The organism is Algoriphagus aquaeductus, assembly GCF_003253485.1.
Lineage (GTDB): Bacteria > Bacteroidota > Bacteroidia > Cytophagales > Cyclobacteriaceae > Algoriphagus > Algoriphagus aquaeductus.
This window is the reverse complement of record NZ_QKTX01000002.1, coordinates 221,150-236,737: the sequence shown is the minus strand read 5'-3', so window position 1 is coordinate 236,737 and position 15,588 is coordinate 221,150. Positions and strand designations below refer to the sequence as shown.

Here is a 15,588-nt window from a genome sequence, read left to right as displayed (position 1 = left end):
GAAATTCGGAAGATTATTTTCGGAATGGTTTTCGAAAAAAAAGCCTCCGGTCGCTTTCATAACCGGAGGCTTGGCACTCAACCTATCTATCTCTATTGTTTAAAATGGGTATTTTCCTTGGGCAATCATGTAATCGGCCACTTGACGTCTGAGCTCCTTCACGTTGATAAAGTCCGGCTTGGTGAATCGCTTCAATCCCATCAAAAGTACTTTTTGCTCATCGCCTTTGGCAAAAGAAACAATGGCTTCCTTTGCCGCAGCTTCGATCTTGTCTGTTGCTTCGTAGAGGTAAATCTTAGCCATGGCGATTTGATTTTTGGCTGAATCTTCGCCGTTTTTCATGGCGATTTTTTCCGCTCTGAGAATCGCAGACTCGGCTGCATAGATCTCAATCATCACATCGGCCAGGTTCATCATGATCTCTTGCTCGTCTTCGATGCGGTCCTGAAGCGCCATAGCGGCTTTTCCCCCGACCATCAGAAATACTTTCTTGAGTTTTTTGAGGATGTCTTTTTCCACAGCGAAAAGCTCGGATGCATCGATGCTTTCGAAGGATGGTACCGAGGTTAATTCAGACGCCACTGCCATCGCGGGCTCGAAGAGGTTGATTTCACCTTTCATGGCGCGCTTGAGCACCATACCCACCATCAGCATGCGGTTGATCTCGTTGGTTCCTTCGTAGATTCTGGAAATACGGGCATCACGATAGGCTCTTTCCATCGGAGCATCAGCCGAATAACCCATTCCTCCATAGATCTGCACACCCTGATCCACCACGTAGTCGAGTACTTCGGATCCATGGACTTTGGCAATTGCACATTCAATGGCAAACTGCTCCAAAGCTTTCAACTTAGCCTCAGCATCTGGAAGACCTTCAGCCGCCAAAGCTCCCATTCGATCTTCAATATCCTGACCTGCACGGTAGCACAGGGATTCGGTAGCAAAGATTTTTGTTGCCATTTCGGCGAGCTTGGACTTGATGGCTCCAAACGTATTAATACTCACGCCAAACTGCTTGCGATCTGTAGAGTACTTGATGCTTAGGCTAGTCACTCCACGTACCCCTCCAAGGACACCTGCCCCGAGTTTTACTCTGCCGATATTGAGGATGTTCACGGCGATTTTGAAGCCATTACCACGCTCTGAAAGCATGTTTTCCACCGGTACCGGGCAATCGTTGAAGAACACCTGACGGGTGGAAGATCCTTTGATCCCCAATTTCTTTTCTTCCTCATTCATGGTGATTCCACCAAAGGTCTTCTCCACGATAAAGGCGGTCAGGTTTTTGTCCTCCTCGATTTTGGCAAAGACAATGAACAGGTCGGCAAAACCTGCATTGGAAATCCACATTTTCTGCCCATTGATCAGGTAATGCTTACCGTCTGCCGAAAGGGTGGCCTTAGTCTTTCCACTGTTGGCGTCGGAACCTGCATCGGGTTCAGTCAAGCAGTAGCAAGCTGCCCACTCACCAACAGCCAGTTTGGGTAGGTATTTCTGCTTTTGCTCCTCTGTACCATAGTACAAAATCGGAAGGGTACCAATTCCGGTATGTGCCCCGTAAGTCGTAGAAAAAGATCCCGCAGCGCCAATGATATCGGCAATCAGCATGGACGTATTAAAGCTCATGCCTAAGCCTCCATACTCCTCGGGAACCGTGATACCAAGCAGCCCAAGATCACCCGCTTTTTTGAAGATGGATGGGACCAAATCAGGATTTTTCATGCTGTCGATTTCTTCGACTCTGGGTTCAATCTCGGTATCAATGAAATCTTGACAGGCCTGAGCCATCATTCTTTGCTCTTCGGTAAACTCCTCAGGGATAAAAATATCCTGAGCTTCGGTATCGCGGATCAGAAACTCTCCGCCTTGGATGGATTTTGAAATTGTTGCCATATGATATTAAGATTTAAGACGTGAGACTTAAGACTTAAGATAGTCACGCTTGATTTTCAAATTTTTGGATAAGTGCGTAAAGCATTTTTTGGATTTCAGTTAATTCGGCAGTGATGGAATCGATTTGATCAAAATTGACAAATTCTAATTCCACACTTACATAAAGCTGAGACTCCAATTCACAAATAGACCCATGGGCTACACCAAGAAAATGAAGAAACTCCCGGTCGGTCCTTCTACCACCTCCTTCAGCAATATTTGATGGAACTGATACAGATGCTCTTCTCATTTGAGAAATAAGGCCGAATCGCTCCTCGTTAGGAAAATTTGCTGTGAGCTTATAAATGGTCGCACAGAGCTTTATTGATCTTTTCCAAACATTCAATTCCTTGTAGTTATGCATAGCTATTGTCGTTGAGTCTAACGTCTTGTGTCTAGCGTCTAATGTCTTTAAGTACTACTTGAGTAACTCGTAAATACCCGCAACTCCCTGTCCACCACCGACACAGGCAGTGACAAGGCCATACTTTTTGTTTTGCCTTCTCAGTTCATTGAAAATCTGAACAGACAGTTTGGCTCCGGTACATCCGAGTGGGTGACCCAATGCGACGGCACCACCGTTGACATTGACGATTTCCGGATTCATATCGAGTGATTTCATCACGGCAAGTCCCTGCGCAGCAAATGCTTCATTGAGCTCGACTAAGTCAATCTCATTCAAGGTAAGTCCAGCTTGTTTCAGCGCCTTTGGCACAGCTTCTTTGGGACCGATACCCATGATGCGAGGATCCACTCCGGCAACAGAATAAGACATCATTCGCGCAATCGGATCCAATCCCAGCGATTTCATCAATCTTTCGGACATGACAACTACAAAGGAAGCTCCGTCTGAAGTCTGAGAGGAGTTTCCGGCAGTCACTTGGCCACCATTTTTAAAAGCAGGCTTCAATGCTGCCAAAGCTTCCATGGTCGTGCCTGCACGGGGTCCCTCGTCGGTATCCACGGTGAACTTTCGGGTTTTCTTTCTTCCTTTTTCGTCGAGATAAGTTTCTTCTACTTCGACAGGTACGATTTCGTCTTTGAATTTGCCTGCAGCAATCGCTGCCAGGGCTTTTTCATGCGATCTTACCGAAAAAGTATCCGCTTGCTCCCGGGAGATGTCATATTCTTTGGCGAGTTCCTCTGCTGTCAACCCCATGCTGAGGTAGTAAGAAGGCGTCTGCGAGGCGATTTTCCAGTTGAGGGCAGTTTTGTAGCCCATCATCGGCACCAAAGACATGGATTCTGTACCTCCTGCGATGATGCAATCGGCCATTCCGGCTTTGATTTTCCCTACGGCCAACGCGATAGCTTCCAATCCTGACCCGCAGTAACGGTTCATCACAAATCCGGGAGTATCAATTCCCAAGGCCAAGAGCGAAATCATTCTTCCCATCTGCATGCCTTGTTCGGCTTCGGGAACAGCATTTCCCACGATTAGGTCATCGACCATTTTGGGTTCGAGACCTGGTGTATTTGCCACCAAATGCTTAATCACATCAGCGGCCAAGTCATCTGGACGGTAAAATCTAAAACCTCCTTTTTTGGCTTTTCCTACCGCCGATCTATATCCGTTTATTATGTATGCTTCCATTTTTGATTAGTTGTTGGTAATTGGGTTATTGGTTTAGACTATCAAGTAGCTAGAATCAAGTATCAAGATTTGGACTCAATAGAGTTTTTTAAACCCATGATCATTCGCTGAACTTCTGTAAGGTCTGCTTCCATTTCTTTGGCGAGTTCTGGATCAAGAATTCCTACTCGTTCTGAAATGATCATTTGAGTTTCAAGCTCAAAACTTTCACCAAGACTGACCTCCAAAGAATTCACAAATGACTTTGAGGAAGTTTTTGCACAACCCTCAGCAATGTTTGAAGGAACAGACACACCAGCTCTCCTCATTTGAGAAACGAGACCGAATTTTTCCTCCACAGGAAACGATTTGGTGACGGTGTAAATCTTAACAGCTAAATCAACAGCTTTCTGCCATACTTTTAATTCTTTGAAGTTGTGCATAATTAGTGTGTTTAATGTCTTGATACTTATGTCTTGATACTTATGTCTTGATACTAGATACTTTACTTAGTTTCTAAGCGGCTTGCCCTTAAACAAGATGCTGTGAATTCTCTCCAGGGTCTTTTGCTCGCCAGTTAAACTCAAGAAAGCTTCACGCTCCAAGTCAAGCAAGTATTGCTCTGACACCTCAGTCGGTGAGGACAAATCGCCTCCGGACATTACCCAAGCCAGTTTTCTGGCGATTTTGGCATCATGCTCAGAGATGTAGTTGCCATATATCATCCCGGTGATTCCTGCCTCGAAAAGTGCCAAGGAAGTCTTACCCAAGACCTTGATATTGGTCTGTTGTGCCGGTTGTGTATATCCCAAATCTGACAGCGAAAGCACTTTGGCTTTTGCATCTGCCAATTGTCTTTTTCTATTGAGGGAGATACCGTCTTGGGTTCTCAAGTATCCCAATCCTCTGGCCTCTTCAGCTGAAGTGGAAACTTTAGCCGTGGCGATATTCATGAAATACTCCTGAAGCTGATTGAGCTCCACGTCTCCTGCAATGACTCCATTGGCAAATCGTCGGGTCATTTCCTTCGTTCCGCCACCTGCGGGAATCAATCCCACACCGACTTCGACCAAGCCCATGTACAATTCGGCATGCGCCTGAATGTGGTCTGCATGAAGGGAAAGTTCACATCCCCCACCCAAAGCCATATTGTGCGGAGCCACCACCACCGGCACGGAGGAGTATCGCGCCCGCATCATGGTGTTTTGGAATTGGGCGATCATCAGATTGATTTCGTCAAACTCCTGATCTCCTGCAAACATGAATAGCATGGCCAAATTGGCACCTGCGGAGAAGTTTCCGCCTTCGTTGCCGATGACCAATCCTTTGTATGATTTTTCGGCCATTCCGATCGCGGTATTGATGCCTTCGATGACTTCGGCACCCATGGAGTTCATTTTGGTGTGGAACTCCAAGCCGATCACCTCATCGCCCATGTCGTAAATGGTCGATCCGGCATTTCCCCAAACTTTCTTGCCTGCTGATTTGAGCGTATCCAGGATGATGAAATCTTCGATGCCCGGGATTTCCACATAAGATTTGGAAGGAATGTCGTAGTATTTTCGCTTACCGTTTTCGACTTTGTAGAAGGAATCGTGTCCAGCGCCTAGCATTTCGTGAACCCAAGGAGCAGCCTTTTCGCCGGCAGCTTCCATTTTTTCCACCGTTTCTTTCACACCTAGGACATCCCAAGTTTCAAATGGACCAAGTTCCCAACCGAATCCGGCACAAACTGCCTGATCGATTCGATAGAGCTCGTCGGAAATTTCAGGAATGCGGTGTGAGCAATATTTGAACAAATCATAGAATGATGCTCTGTAGAATTCGCCTGCTCGGTCATCAAAATTTACTAAGAACTTGATACGCTTTTTGAGGTCATCGATTTCCTTGGAAGCTTCCAAGGCTTTGAATTTGGGTTTTTCGACATCTTTGTATTCAAAAGTCTTCAGGTCAAGCTCTTTTAGTTCCTTGCTGCCGTCTTTGTGACGGATCATTTTAAAATAGCCCTGACCGGTTTTGTCTCCAAACCATTTGTTGTTGTAGAGGACCTCGACGATTTTGGGAAGCTTGAATTTGTCGCGCGATTCGTCGTGAGGAAGTGCCTTGTGGAGGTTGTTCGCTACATTGACTGTGGTGTCCAAACCGACCACGTCCATCGTGCGGAAGGTGGCGGACTTTGCCCGTCCGATCACCGGACCGGTTAATTTATCTACTTCGGATACACCAAAACCGGCTTTTTCGATGGCATGCATTCCTGAGATGATGGCATACACCCCGATTCGGTTGGCGATAAATGCCGGAGTATCCTTACACAGCACCGTTTCTTTACCCAGGTATCGATCTCCATAATCCATCAAAAAGTCGATGATCTCCGGTTTCGTCTTTGGACCGGGAATGATTTCCAATAGTCTCAAGTAGCGTGGCGGATTGAAAAAGTGAGTACCGGCAAAGTGAGTCTGGAAGTCTTCAGATCTGCCTTCGCACATCAGGTGCATGGGAATGCCTGAAGTATTGGAAGTAATGAGAGTTCCTGGTTTTCGGTATTTCTCTACTTTTTCATAAAGCTGCTGCTTGATGTCGAGTCGCTCCACGACCACTTCGATGACCCAATCGTAATCCTTGATTTTGGGAAGGTCATCGTCGAAGTTACCCGTAGAGATCAGCGATGCAAACGCTTTGTCATAAATAGCAGATGGATTGGACTTCAGCGTGTTTTGCAAGGCTGTCGTCACAATCCGATTTCTCACTGCGGGATGGTCCTTGGTGAGTCCCTTTTTCTGTTCCTCTTCTGTGAGTTCGAATGGAACAATATCCAACAAAAGTACTTGGACACCGATGTTGGCAAAATGACAGGCTATTCGCGAGCCCATCACTCCGGAACCTAAAACGGCAACTTTTTTAATGGTTCTGTTCATTTTTTTGGGTTTTTTGGTAGTTAAAATCCTGTACTGGGATTGGGTTTATATTTCAAATATGGGCTTGTTGATCTCATTGATCTGAACCTGGTCGATCACCGATTGGATTTTGGAAAAGACTCCAAAAAAGACTTCCAATTCGGCTTCACTTACCACTTCCCGCACTCTTAGATTAAACGTCATGATGGTCTGGATCGAGATTTCTTTTTTCCGCTTGCCTTCGGCTGTGAGAAAAATCCTCACGGATCGTTTGTCCACCGGATCGGCTTTTTTGAAAATCAAGCCCTTTTCCTCCATGGTCTTCAGCATTCTGGTGAGACTTCGGGTCTCCAATCCTATCAAGGGAGCAATTTTAGTAGCTGGAGTTCCTTCTTTCGAATTGATATTGATCAAGACAAATCCTATTGCCGTGGTAAATCCCTCCTCGGCAGCTTGCTGATTGTACATGCGGGAAATTGCATGCCAGGCACTTTTGATATGATAATCGACTGTTTCTTCTCTTTTCATGAACCTCTACTCGAAAAATGGCGAGTTCTAAGTTAGAGAAATTTTGTATGCATGCATACTATTTTTTAAAAAAGTTATGCATGCATCACAAATTAAAAATGGCAATAGGACCAATAGATAAAATATAAATTTGATAAAAGACTATTTCATACTTCCAATCGGAATAAAAATTGAAGAACTTACAGAAATCCAGAAATAAATTTTGGTTAGATTTTTTTATGATTTTAAAGTAATCACAAAAAAACCAGGCAATTAAGCCTGGTATATTTCATCGATCTGCCGCTGATATTTTTGAGTGATGATTTTTCGCTTCAATTTCATGGTAGGAGTAAGCTCACCTGAATCAATTCCCCAAGGTTTATCCAAGAGGGTGAATCGCTTGATCTGCTCCCATTTTCCAAAATACTTGTTGTATGAATCGACCTCGGCTTGATACTTTTCTTTGATCTCAGGCTTATTGACCATTTCTGCATCAGAAGTATAAGGAATATCCTTTCGCTTGCAATATTCCCTCAATCCATCAAAACTGGGAACGATCAATGCAGCCGGAAAATTACGCCCGTCACCCACTACAATCAGTTGTTCGATAAGCAGCGACTCCTTGAATTTATTTTCCATTACCTGTGGAGCAATGTATTTCCCTCCGGAGGTTTTAAACATCTCTTTTTTGCGATCCGTGATTTTGAGATACTCTCCATCCAGCTCCCCGATATCTCCTGTGTGAAACCAGCCGTTTTTAAGTACCTCTGCGGTCATCTCAGGCTCTCGGTAGTACCCTTGCATCACATTGGGCCCTTTGACCAGAATTTCGCCGTCTTCCGCGATTTTTACCTGAACATCTTTTACGATCTTTCCTACGTACCCAATTCGGATTTCTTCTTTTGTCCCAATAGATGCCGTCACGACTGGTGAAGTTTCTGTCAGTCCATATCCTTCACAAACTTTGATACCTGCAGCCCAAAATACTCTGGCAAGGCGTGGCTGCAGGGCTGAGGCTCCCGAATTGATCTGCATTACATTGCCGCCTAAGGCTTCTCTCCATTTCGAGAAAATGAGCTTATTGGCCAGTTTCAACTGAAAATTATACCACCCCCCCATATCAGCTCCCGGATCGTACTTCAAACCCAAATTAAGCGCCCAGAAAAAGAGCATTTTCTTAATTCCGGTGAGTTCATATCCTTTAGCCACAATTTTGTCATAGACCTTCTCCAAAAGTCGCGGAACCGTATTGAAAACATGGGGCTGAACTTCTTTTAGATTTTCTCCGATTTTTTCCATGTTTTCGGCATAGTAGACCGAGAAACCCAAATAGATAAAGCAGAAGGAGGCCGTTCGTTCATAAATATGACAAAGAGGCAAAAAACTCAAGACTTTTGAACTTCCCGGAGGAGGCGACATGATATGGGATACGGAGATCAGGTTAGAAAGGACATTAGAGTGAGTCAGCATGACTCCTTTCGGTTTTCCTGTGGTCCCTGAAGTATAGATGATCGTAAAAAGATCTTCAGGACGTACTTTAGCTTTGGATGCTTCTAAAGCATCCAAATCTCCTGATTCGCCCTTCTCTTCCAGAGCGGACCAATGTTCCACTCCATCCAAACGGTCAAAAGAATAGATTTTGCGGTTTTCAGCCACTTGAGCAGCTTTGTCATAAATCACCTGATCGCCGACAAAAATCATCTTGACCTCTGCATGATCAAAGATGTAAGCATAATCCTCCGAGGTAATGGTAGGATACATCGGCACAGAGATGGCTCCGATTTGTTGCAAAGCCAAATCGATGAAATTCCATTCCGGTCTGTTTTCAGAAATAATGGCAACTTTATCGCCTTCTGTCACTCCTTGATTTAAAAATGCCAAACTGAGATTATCGACAATTTTTTTTAGATTCTGGGAGGAATAAGTTTTCCAAATCCCGTTTTCCTTCCTTGCAAAAGCTACCTCCTTGTTGTACTTGGCGATTTGGTAAGGAATGAGATCAAAGAGCCTTGTAAGTTCCATGGTTGATTTTTTTGGGTTTAAGCTTTCTAATATTACCAAAAGCTAAACGGAATCACAACCCATGTTTTCCACAGAATCCACGACTCTATATTTCTATTAGTTTATTTAATTAAAAAAATCTAATAAGGTTATTAAGGGTGTGGATTTGTGGACAAAGTGATTTGATTTTTTTAGTCACAGTTGTTCTGGTATTATCAATAGGGGTTCCACAGGTTATGTACTAGTTTTCCACTTTCAAGTTACTGGATCTGTTGAAGTTACTTTCGATTCAAATTTTCTGTGGATGAATGCTTGAATAGTATATGGGGGTAAATTCGCTGTTGAAAACTTTGTTGGGCATGGTGGATAATTATGGGGTTATCCCCGATAATTTTCTTTTCGGCAATGAGTTGGCTTGGTTCAGTGGATAAGCTGTCAAATTGAAACATTTATTCCTCAGTTTTACACAGCTATTTATGGGTTTTCCACAGTTCTTTTTATTCCTGTTGGTGGTGTTGCTTTGATATTTTGGTCTTCCAATGTCCATCCACCTCTGACGATAATTTCCTTTTTGTTTTCCTCTCCTACAAAATAAAAGACTCGTTCAGCTTGTCTTTTCTGGGTAAAATTGGATGGATCCCATCGTTTATTGCCGTTAGTATCTTCAATTACCCGGAGTTTGAACGTTCCCGGTTCTATCAGTTTAAAGGAAAACTGATTACCCCTTTCAATGAAAAGTTCATTCACTACTTCACCTTTGCTGTCAATCAGTTGTACAATATAAGGTGGTTTTGAACCTTCTATATTTCCTTTAATTTCGTCTGCGAGCCCTTCTCTCTTTAATTTTCTGTAGTTGGCTGAAACAGGCTTTTCATTGAGCTGTCCTTCGATATCTGTGAAAGTAGAATCAGAGGCTTTTAGTGTGAATATTTCTTTTTGTAATGAATCTGGAATGGCCACTCTGATATTTAGCAGGTCTCTCCTGCTTGAATCCGTGAAGAACATCATCTCGCTCCTTATAGGAATAAATGCTGCTGAATCGTATTGGATATACAGCGAATCCAATTTGATTGAGGTAACGGGCTTATTGAATTTCAATTCAACGTCCAGGTTTTGAAAGAAGTTTTTACCAGAGTTGGGTGTGATTTCGAGTTTTTCGGGTCTTCTTTCGGAGGCTTGAAACTTCGCCCAAATAGTGGTGTCTTTCGTAAACCCAACCGAGTCTAAAAGACTTAATTGAAATGGAATGCTGTCTGTTTTTGGGGATTTGGGATAGATTCTGATTCGTTTATCTGAATTCACATAAAAGTATTCTTGTCCAAGTTCCTCATTTTTAACTGTGGTTTGGATGGGATTTCTGTTCAAAATAAGGTCAAAATTTTGTCCGAATCCTGAAGAACGAAGGATTCTGATGGGTGTCAAATCGGCTTTTGAAAGGTTGAATTGCACGTTTTCCACATTTGAATTGATATCTATAGTATCTAGAATAAAGTCGTGATCCTCTGACTTAAATTCTGCTTTCAAACTTCCATTGGCATCTCTCCAGGCATATCCTCTATATGATCCGTTTTTTATATTGGTAATTTTGAAATTGCCAGCTGTATCTACTTGACTCAGGTAATAGGGAGGAGCGGTGAAAACATCCGTAGTATCATTGACAGGATACAATCCAACCAATACATTTTTATAGTCTTCTTTATTCTCCGGGTAGTAGAAATTGATTTTTCCTGAGAAGTTTAAGCTGTCTATTGAATTACCTGTAGAGAATACGATTTTAAGATTTTCTGCAGGATTCTTCTCTGAGAGATCCACCACTGCTTTTTGAAAGTCAAATACATAGGTTGTGCTGTCTTCCAATTCCTGGTTAAGCTTGACTATTATGCTGTTTTTGATGGAAGAAAATTCGACTTGGTCCTTATTGATTCTTGGCGTAATCACGACTCCTTTAGAAGCGTTTTCTAAAGCGACATATTCGTCAAATGTCAGTTTGATTTGCTCAGGTTTAGTGTTGAGCGATTGATCTTTAGGATCTGACTCTAAAAGTGTGGGAGGAGTCTCATCTCTTGGACCTCCTGTCGGAGAACTCTGTTTAGCACAGGATCCAAGCAGAATTAAAAGTGTTAATGCAAAAATTATTTTCCGTAATGAAATCACTTTTTTTGAAATATAAATATGTTGCTGGAATAGGTTCCTGGTTTTTCGGCATTTGCGTTTGATTTCCAACCGTTTTTAAAGGCTCTTAGGTAGGTTGGTAGTAGTCCTGCTTTTTGATTTTTATATTTTTCGGACAGGAGACTAACGTAATATGCATCAAAATACATGGGTTTGATTTCTATCAGATTCAGATCGAATTCTTCTGTAAATCTCTCCATCGTGTTCATATCAAAGTGGTAGAGATGTCTGGGTACGTCCCAACCAGCCCAATGTTTTCCGTAGTATTTTCCGTCCCAGGATTGATGATTTGGTACTGCTATGATAATGTAACCATTTGATTTTAAATGATTTAATAGTTTTTTGGTGGTTTTTCTTAAATCATGAATGTGCTCCAAAACATGGAAAAGGGTAATGACATCATAGGTGCTTTCTTTCTTTAGCTCATCAATTGAAGCCAGTACTCTGTCTCCAAGTTTTTGGTTTGCTTTGGATCTGGCTTTGTCATTGGGCTCTATACCGCTGACTTTCCAGAGATTGATCTTTGCTTCCATCAAAAACTCACCTGTTCCGCAGCCATAATCCAATAGTTTTCCTTCTTCTATAAATTTCCCAATCAGATCTACTTTTTTGGAGATGCTGTAGTTTCTGACTAGTTGGTATATCCACTGGGTAAGGTTTTGGGATTTATCCTGATGGGAATAGTATTCGGCAAAATCATAGTAGGGAGCTATTTCCTCCATTGTTGGTCTTGGATTGGTAAACAGTAGTTGGCAATCCTTGCATTTTGAAAGGAGAAATGATTCTTGACTCACTGCGAAATCCGTAAGTTCTATGTGGTTAAGAAAATGCCCACTTTTACAGAGTGGGCATTTGGTTAATCTTTCGGGCATTTTATCTTCCTAAATAGACAGTCAATATGGATAAATCGGCCGGTGAAACACCACTTATTCTCGAAGCTTGTCCCATAGTTTCAGGGCGGATCTTATTGAGTTTCTGTCTTGCTTCATTGGAAAGTGCTGTAATCGCTAAATAATCAAACTTAGGAGGTATTCTGAAATTCTCCATGTTTGACAGTTTTTCTACCATTTGTTTTTCCTTGTCTAGGTAGCTATCATATTTGATTTGTACTTCCGCTTGTTCAAGTACTTCTTTGGAATATTTTTCAAGATAGGTTTTTAAGTCAGCATGTATTGTTTTCAATTGCTCCATTCCCACTTGAGGACGCTTGAGAAGTTTCTCTGCACTTATCTTTTCAGTGATTGTAGCTGTTTCAATTTCTGTCAATCCTTGATTGATTTCCTCTGGTGCAAATCGTTTTTGCTTTAGGTCATTGATCAGTTTAGCTGTTTCAGATTTTTTATTCAACATCTTTTGATGCCTTTCTTCGTCTGCCAAACCGATTTTGCGGCCTATATCTGTTAATCTCAAATCCGCATTGTCCTGTCTAAGCAAAAGCCTGAATTCTGCTCTCGAGGTAAACATCCGGTAGGGTTCTTCGGTCCCTTTATTGATCAGATCGTCGATTAATACACCAATGTATGCTTGAGATCTCTGTAAAACCAATGGATCTTTGTCCTGAACCTTGAGACTTGCATTGATTCCGGCCATCAATCCCTGACACGCTGCTTCTTCATAACCGGTGGTACCATTGATCTGACCGGCAAAGTATAGGTTTTCTATTTGATGGGTCTCAAGGGTTAGTTTGAGTTGCGTGGGCGGAAAGAAATCATATTCGATGGCATATCCAGGGCGAAACATTTTTGCATTCTCGAACCCTGGAATTTGTCTCAATGCTTTGTATTGTACGTCTTCAGGAAGCGAAGTGGAAAACCCATTTACGTAAATTTCAACTGTATTCCAGCCCTCGGGTTCTACGAAGATTTGATGCCTTTCCCTCTCTGCAAACCGATTGATTTTATCCTCAATACTTGGACAATATCTAGGTCCGAGTCCTTGAATTCGACCATTAAACATCGGAGACCTATCAAATCCTGTTTCTAACGTTTGATGAACTTCTTTATTGGTATAAGTTATCCAGCAACTTTTTTGAGTTTGGAGTGGCTGTGTTTGGTCTAAATAGGAAAACTTTTCAGGATTTTCATCTCCAAGTTGTTCTTCCATTTTTGAGTAATCCAGACTTCTTCCATCCACTCTTGGAGGAGTTCCGGTTTTCATTCGGCCTGCTTCAAAGCCAAGCTGAACCAGTTGCTCGGTGATTCCTTTCGCTGCTGACTCTCCTGTCCTTCCACCCCCAAACTGTTTTTCTCCAATATGAATGATTCCATTTAGGAATGTTCCATTGGTCAATACTACAGATTCAGATTCGATTTCTATTCCTATTCCAGTTTTTACTCCTCTTACTCTTCCGTCCTTCACCAAGAGTCCACTGATCATTTCCTGCCAAAAGTCTACATTGGGTGTTTGTTCAAGTGCAAGCCTCCATTCCTCGGCGAATCTCATCCGATCGTTTTGTGTTCTTGGAGACCACATGGCTGGACCTTTGGATCGGTTTAGCATCCGAAACTGAATCATGGATTTGTCAGAAATAATTCCGGACATACCTCCTAATGCATCAATTTCACGCACTATTTGTCCTTTAGCCACTCCACCCATAGCTGGATTGCAAGACATTTGTGCAATGGTATTCATGTTCATGGTACACAATAGTACCTTTGAACCCATTTTTGCTGCTGCATGTGCAGCTTCACAGCCCGCATGTCCGGCTCCAACTACGATCACATCATATTTTGGAAACATGATTTTTATGTTTTGATGTTTCACGTGAAACATGTGTAAACCAAATCCTGGTTTTTCACTGTTTCACGTGAAACGTTTATAAGGTTTCGAATAATTCTATTGCAAAGGATTCTTTGCTCCGCATCATTTCCGCTTCCGACTTAGTCTTGTCTTTGTAACCCATCAAATGGAACAGACCGTGAGAAATTACTCTGCTTAATTCAGAAGATTCTTCTTGCTTAAGTTTTTGTGCATTTTCTTTTACCCGATCGATGCTAATGAATATATCTCCTTCGATTACTGAGTCTTCTTCTGAATTATCGAAAGTAATGATGTCTGTGTATGTGTGATGGTTGAGGTAGTCCACGTTGATCTGATAGAGGTATTCGTCGGAACAAAAGATGTAATTCAGTTCGCCTACTTTGTATTTCTCGGATAGAGCAAGTTGTTTCAACCAGTTTTTTCTTTTTTGCTTTTGCTGCAAATCAAATTTGATGTCTTCGGTAAAGAAATTAATCGCCATGTCTTAGTCCATGTAAAAAGAGAGAATGGTTTTTTTTCCTCCTTCTTCAAACTTTACCTCATCACTCAGGTGTCGGATTAGGAAAATCCCTCTACCTCCAGGCTTTTCTATATTTTCAGGTTCGGTTGGATCCGGTAAAAGCGCAAGATCAAACCCCTCTCCTTCGTCTTCTATGATAAATTTCAGCTGATCATCTTCCATCCGGAGTTCCAAATGAACCAGCTTAGTTCTATCATTTTGATTTCCGTGAATGATTGCATTACTGATGCATTCCGTCACCGAAATCATAATATTCCCATAGATATCATCATTGATCTCGAAGTTTTCTTTAGCATTGTCAATGAAACTTTCGATAATCTTAATGTTCTCTATCAGAGAAGGAATTGAAATTTTTATAGACTTCATCAGAGAAATAATCTATGAGGTGTAATTAATTGTCTTTTTCTTACTCAATCTCCAAAACAATCGGACAGTGATCCGAGTGTTTGATGTTCGGCAAAATTACTGCACTTTTCAGTTTGTTTTGCAATTCCTTGGTTGCCATGTGGTAATCTATACGCCAACCCAGATTTTTCGCCCTTGAATTTGCCCTGAAACTCCACCAGGTATATTGATGAGGTTCTGGGTTGAAATGTCTGAATGTGTCAATAAATCCTGATTCGGTAAACTTGTCCATCCAGGCCCGTTCTTCGGGTAGGAAACCGGAAGAGTTTTTATTGGAGACAGGATTGTGGATGTCTATTGGCTTGTGGCAAATATTGTAATCCCCACTCAGTATTAGTGTGGGGTTTTCTTTTCTCAGGTCTTGCATGTATCCATAGATGTCATCCAGAAATTCATATTTGAAATCCTGACGCACATCTCCTGTGGTCCCAGAGGGAAAATAAGATGAGATAAACGAGAAACCTTCAAAATCGGCCTGTATCATTCGTCCTTCATCATCGTATTTGTTGAGCCCAATGCCATATTTCACGGCTTTGGGTTTGATCTTGGTGAAAATAGCTACACCACTGTAACCTTTCTTCACGGCTGGAAACCAATACAATTCATATCCCAAATCTTGGAAAATGCTCGCATCAATATCCTTTTCTTGAGCTTTAATTTCCTGTAATCCAATGATATCTGGATTTTCTTCCTTTAGCCAATCCACAAAACCCTTGTTCATGGCTGAGCGGATTCCATTGACATTATATGAGATTAACTTCATGTGGTTATAATCGATTTTTATTGGTCAGATGGAATCTCGCATGGATCATTTTTCTGTGTTC

The 15,588-nt window shown here is 42.1% G+C and carries 13 protein-coding genes; all 13 read right to left on the bottom strand.

What is annotated here, in order from left to right:
- Positions 1-99: 99 nt before the first annotated feature.
- On the bottom strand, positions 100-1,893 hold the full coding sequence (locus CLV31_RS03405; RefSeq protein ID WP_111391469.1) for an acyl-CoA dehydrogenase family protein: 1,794 nt from the start codon (positions 1,891-1,893) through the stop codon (positions 100-102).
- Positions 1,894-1,936: 43 nt separating this feature from the next.
- Positions 1,937-2,296, bottom strand: coding sequence for a four helix bundle protein (locus tag CLV31_RS03400; protein ID WP_111391468.1), 360 nt, complete (start codon positions 2,294-2,296; stop codon positions 1,937-1,939).
- A 54-nt stretch (positions 2,297-2,350) separates the two neighbouring features.
- Positions 2,351-3,526 carry a thiolase family protein gene (locus CLV31_RS03395; RefSeq protein WP_111391467.1) on the bottom strand — a complete coding sequence of 392 codons (1,176 nt, stop codon included), beginning with the start codon at positions 3,524-3,526 and terminating at the stop codon, positions 2,351-2,353.
- Between the two features lie 62 nt (positions 3,527-3,588).
- Positions 3,589-3,948, bottom strand: a complete 360-nt coding sequence (locus tag CLV31_RS03390; RefSeq protein WP_111391466.1) for a four helix bundle protein — start codon at positions 3,946-3,948, stop codon at positions 3,589-3,591.
- 66 nt (positions 3,949-4,014) lie between these two features.
- On the bottom strand, positions 4,015-6,420 hold the full coding sequence (locus CLV31_RS03385; RefSeq protein WP_111391465.1) for a 3-hydroxyacyl-CoA dehydrogenase/enoyl-CoA hydratase family protein: 2,406 nt from the start codon (positions 6,418-6,420) through the stop codon (positions 4,015-4,017).
- Between the two features lie 45 nt (positions 6,421-6,465).
- Positions 6,466-6,927, bottom strand: coding sequence for a MarR family winged helix-turn-helix transcriptional regulator (locus CLV31_RS03380; protein ID WP_111391464.1), 462 nt, complete (start codon positions 6,925-6,927; stop codon positions 6,466-6,468).
- 252 nt (positions 6,928-7,179) lie between these two features.
- The gene (locus tag CLV31_RS03375) at positions 7,180-8,928 is read right to left on the bottom strand and encodes an AMP-dependent synthetase/ligase (RefSeq protein WP_111391463.1); all 1,749 of its coding nucleotides are present in this window, start codon (positions 8,926-8,928) and stop codon (positions 7,180-7,182) included.
- Positions 8,929-9,381: 453 nt separating this feature from the next.
- Positions 9,382-11,061: an Ig-like domain-containing domain gene (locus tag CLV31_RS03370; RefSeq protein ID WP_245943310.1), complete on the bottom strand. Its 1,680-nt coding sequence runs from the start codon at positions 11,059-11,061 to the stop codon at positions 9,382-9,384.
- Positions 11,058-11,801, bottom strand: coding sequence for a class I SAM-dependent methyltransferase (locus tag CLV31_RS03365; protein ID WP_245943309.1), 744 nt, complete (start codon positions 11,799-11,801; stop codon positions 11,058-11,060). Before CLV31_RS03365 ends, CLV31_RS03370 begins: the two co-directional genes overlap by 4 nt.
- A 151-nt stretch (positions 11,802-11,952) precedes the next feature.
- Positions 11,953-13,818: a tRNA uridine-5-carboxymethylaminomethyl(34) synthesis enzyme MnmG gene (gene mnmG / locus CLV31_RS03360; protein WP_111391661.1), complete on the bottom strand. Its 1,866-nt coding sequence runs from the start codon at positions 13,816-13,818 to the stop codon at positions 11,953-11,955.
- Between the two features lie 76 nt (positions 13,819-13,894).
- Entirely contained in the window at positions 13,895-14,320 is a 426-nt protein-coding gene (gene ybeY / locus CLV31_RS03355) for an rRNA maturation RNase YbeY (RefSeq protein ID WP_111391461.1), read from the bottom strand.
- Between the two features lie 3 nt (positions 14,321-14,323).
- Positions 14,324-14,725: an ATP-binding protein gene (locus CLV31_RS03350; RefSeq protein WP_111391460.1), complete on the bottom strand. Its 402-nt coding sequence runs from the start codon at positions 14,723-14,725 to the stop codon at positions 14,324-14,326.
- A 40-nt stretch (positions 14,726-14,765) separates the two neighbouring features.
- Positions 14,766-15,527 carry an exodeoxyribonuclease III gene (locus CLV31_RS03345; RefSeq protein ID WP_111391459.1) on the bottom strand — a complete coding sequence of 254 codons (762 nt, stop codon included), beginning with the start codon at positions 15,525-15,527 and terminating at the stop codon, positions 14,766-14,768.
- Positions 15,528-15,588: the final 61 nt, after the last annotated feature.

Bases quoted from the DNA above. Each gene is read 5' to 3' on its own strand.
- CLV31_RS03405 (WP_111391469.1), bottom strand. From the start codon at position 1,893: ATGGCAACAATTTCAAAATCCATCCAAGGCGGAGAGTTTCTGATCCGC.
- CLV31_RS03400 (WP_111391468.1), bottom strand. From the start codon at position 2,296: ATGCATAACTACAAGGAATTGAATGTTTGGAAAAGATCAATAAAGCTC.
- CLV31_RS03395 (WP_111391467.1), bottom strand. From the start codon at position 3,526: ATGGAAGCATACATAATAAACGGATATAGATCGGCGGTAGGAAAAGCC.
- CLV31_RS03390 (WP_111391466.1), bottom strand. From the start codon at position 3,948: ATGCACAACTTCAAAGAATTAAAAGTATGGCAGAAAGCTGTTGATTTA.
- CLV31_RS03385 (WP_111391465.1), bottom strand. From the start codon at position 6,420: ATGAACAGAACCATTAAAAAAGTTGCCGTTTTAGGTTCCGGAGTGATG.
- CLV31_RS03380 (WP_111391464.1), bottom strand. From the start codon at position 6,927: ATGAAAAGAGAAGAAACAGTCGATTATCATATCAAAAGTGCCTGGCAT.
- CLV31_RS03375 (WP_111391463.1), bottom strand. From the start codon at position 8,928: ATGGAACTTACAAGGCTCTTTGATCTCATTCCTTACCAAATCGCCAAG.
- CLV31_RS03365 (WP_245943309.1), bottom strand. From the start codon at position 11,801: ATGGAGGAAATAGCTCCCTACTATGATTTTGCCGAATACTATTCCCAT.
- mnmG (WP_111391661.1), bottom strand. From the start codon at position 13,818: ATGTTTCCAAAATATGATGTGATCGTAGTTGGAGCCGGACATGCGGGC.
- ybeY (WP_111391461.1), bottom strand. From the start codon at position 14,320: ATGGCGATTAATTTCTTTACCGAAGACATCAAATTTGATTTGCAGCAA.
- CLV31_RS03350 (WP_111391460.1), bottom strand. From the start codon at position 14,725: ATGAAGTCTATAAAAATTTCAATTCCTTCTCTGATAGAGAACATTAAG.
- CLV31_RS03345 (WP_111391459.1), bottom strand. From the start codon at position 15,527: ATGAAGTTAATCTCATATAATGTCAATGGAATCCGCTCAGCCATGAAC.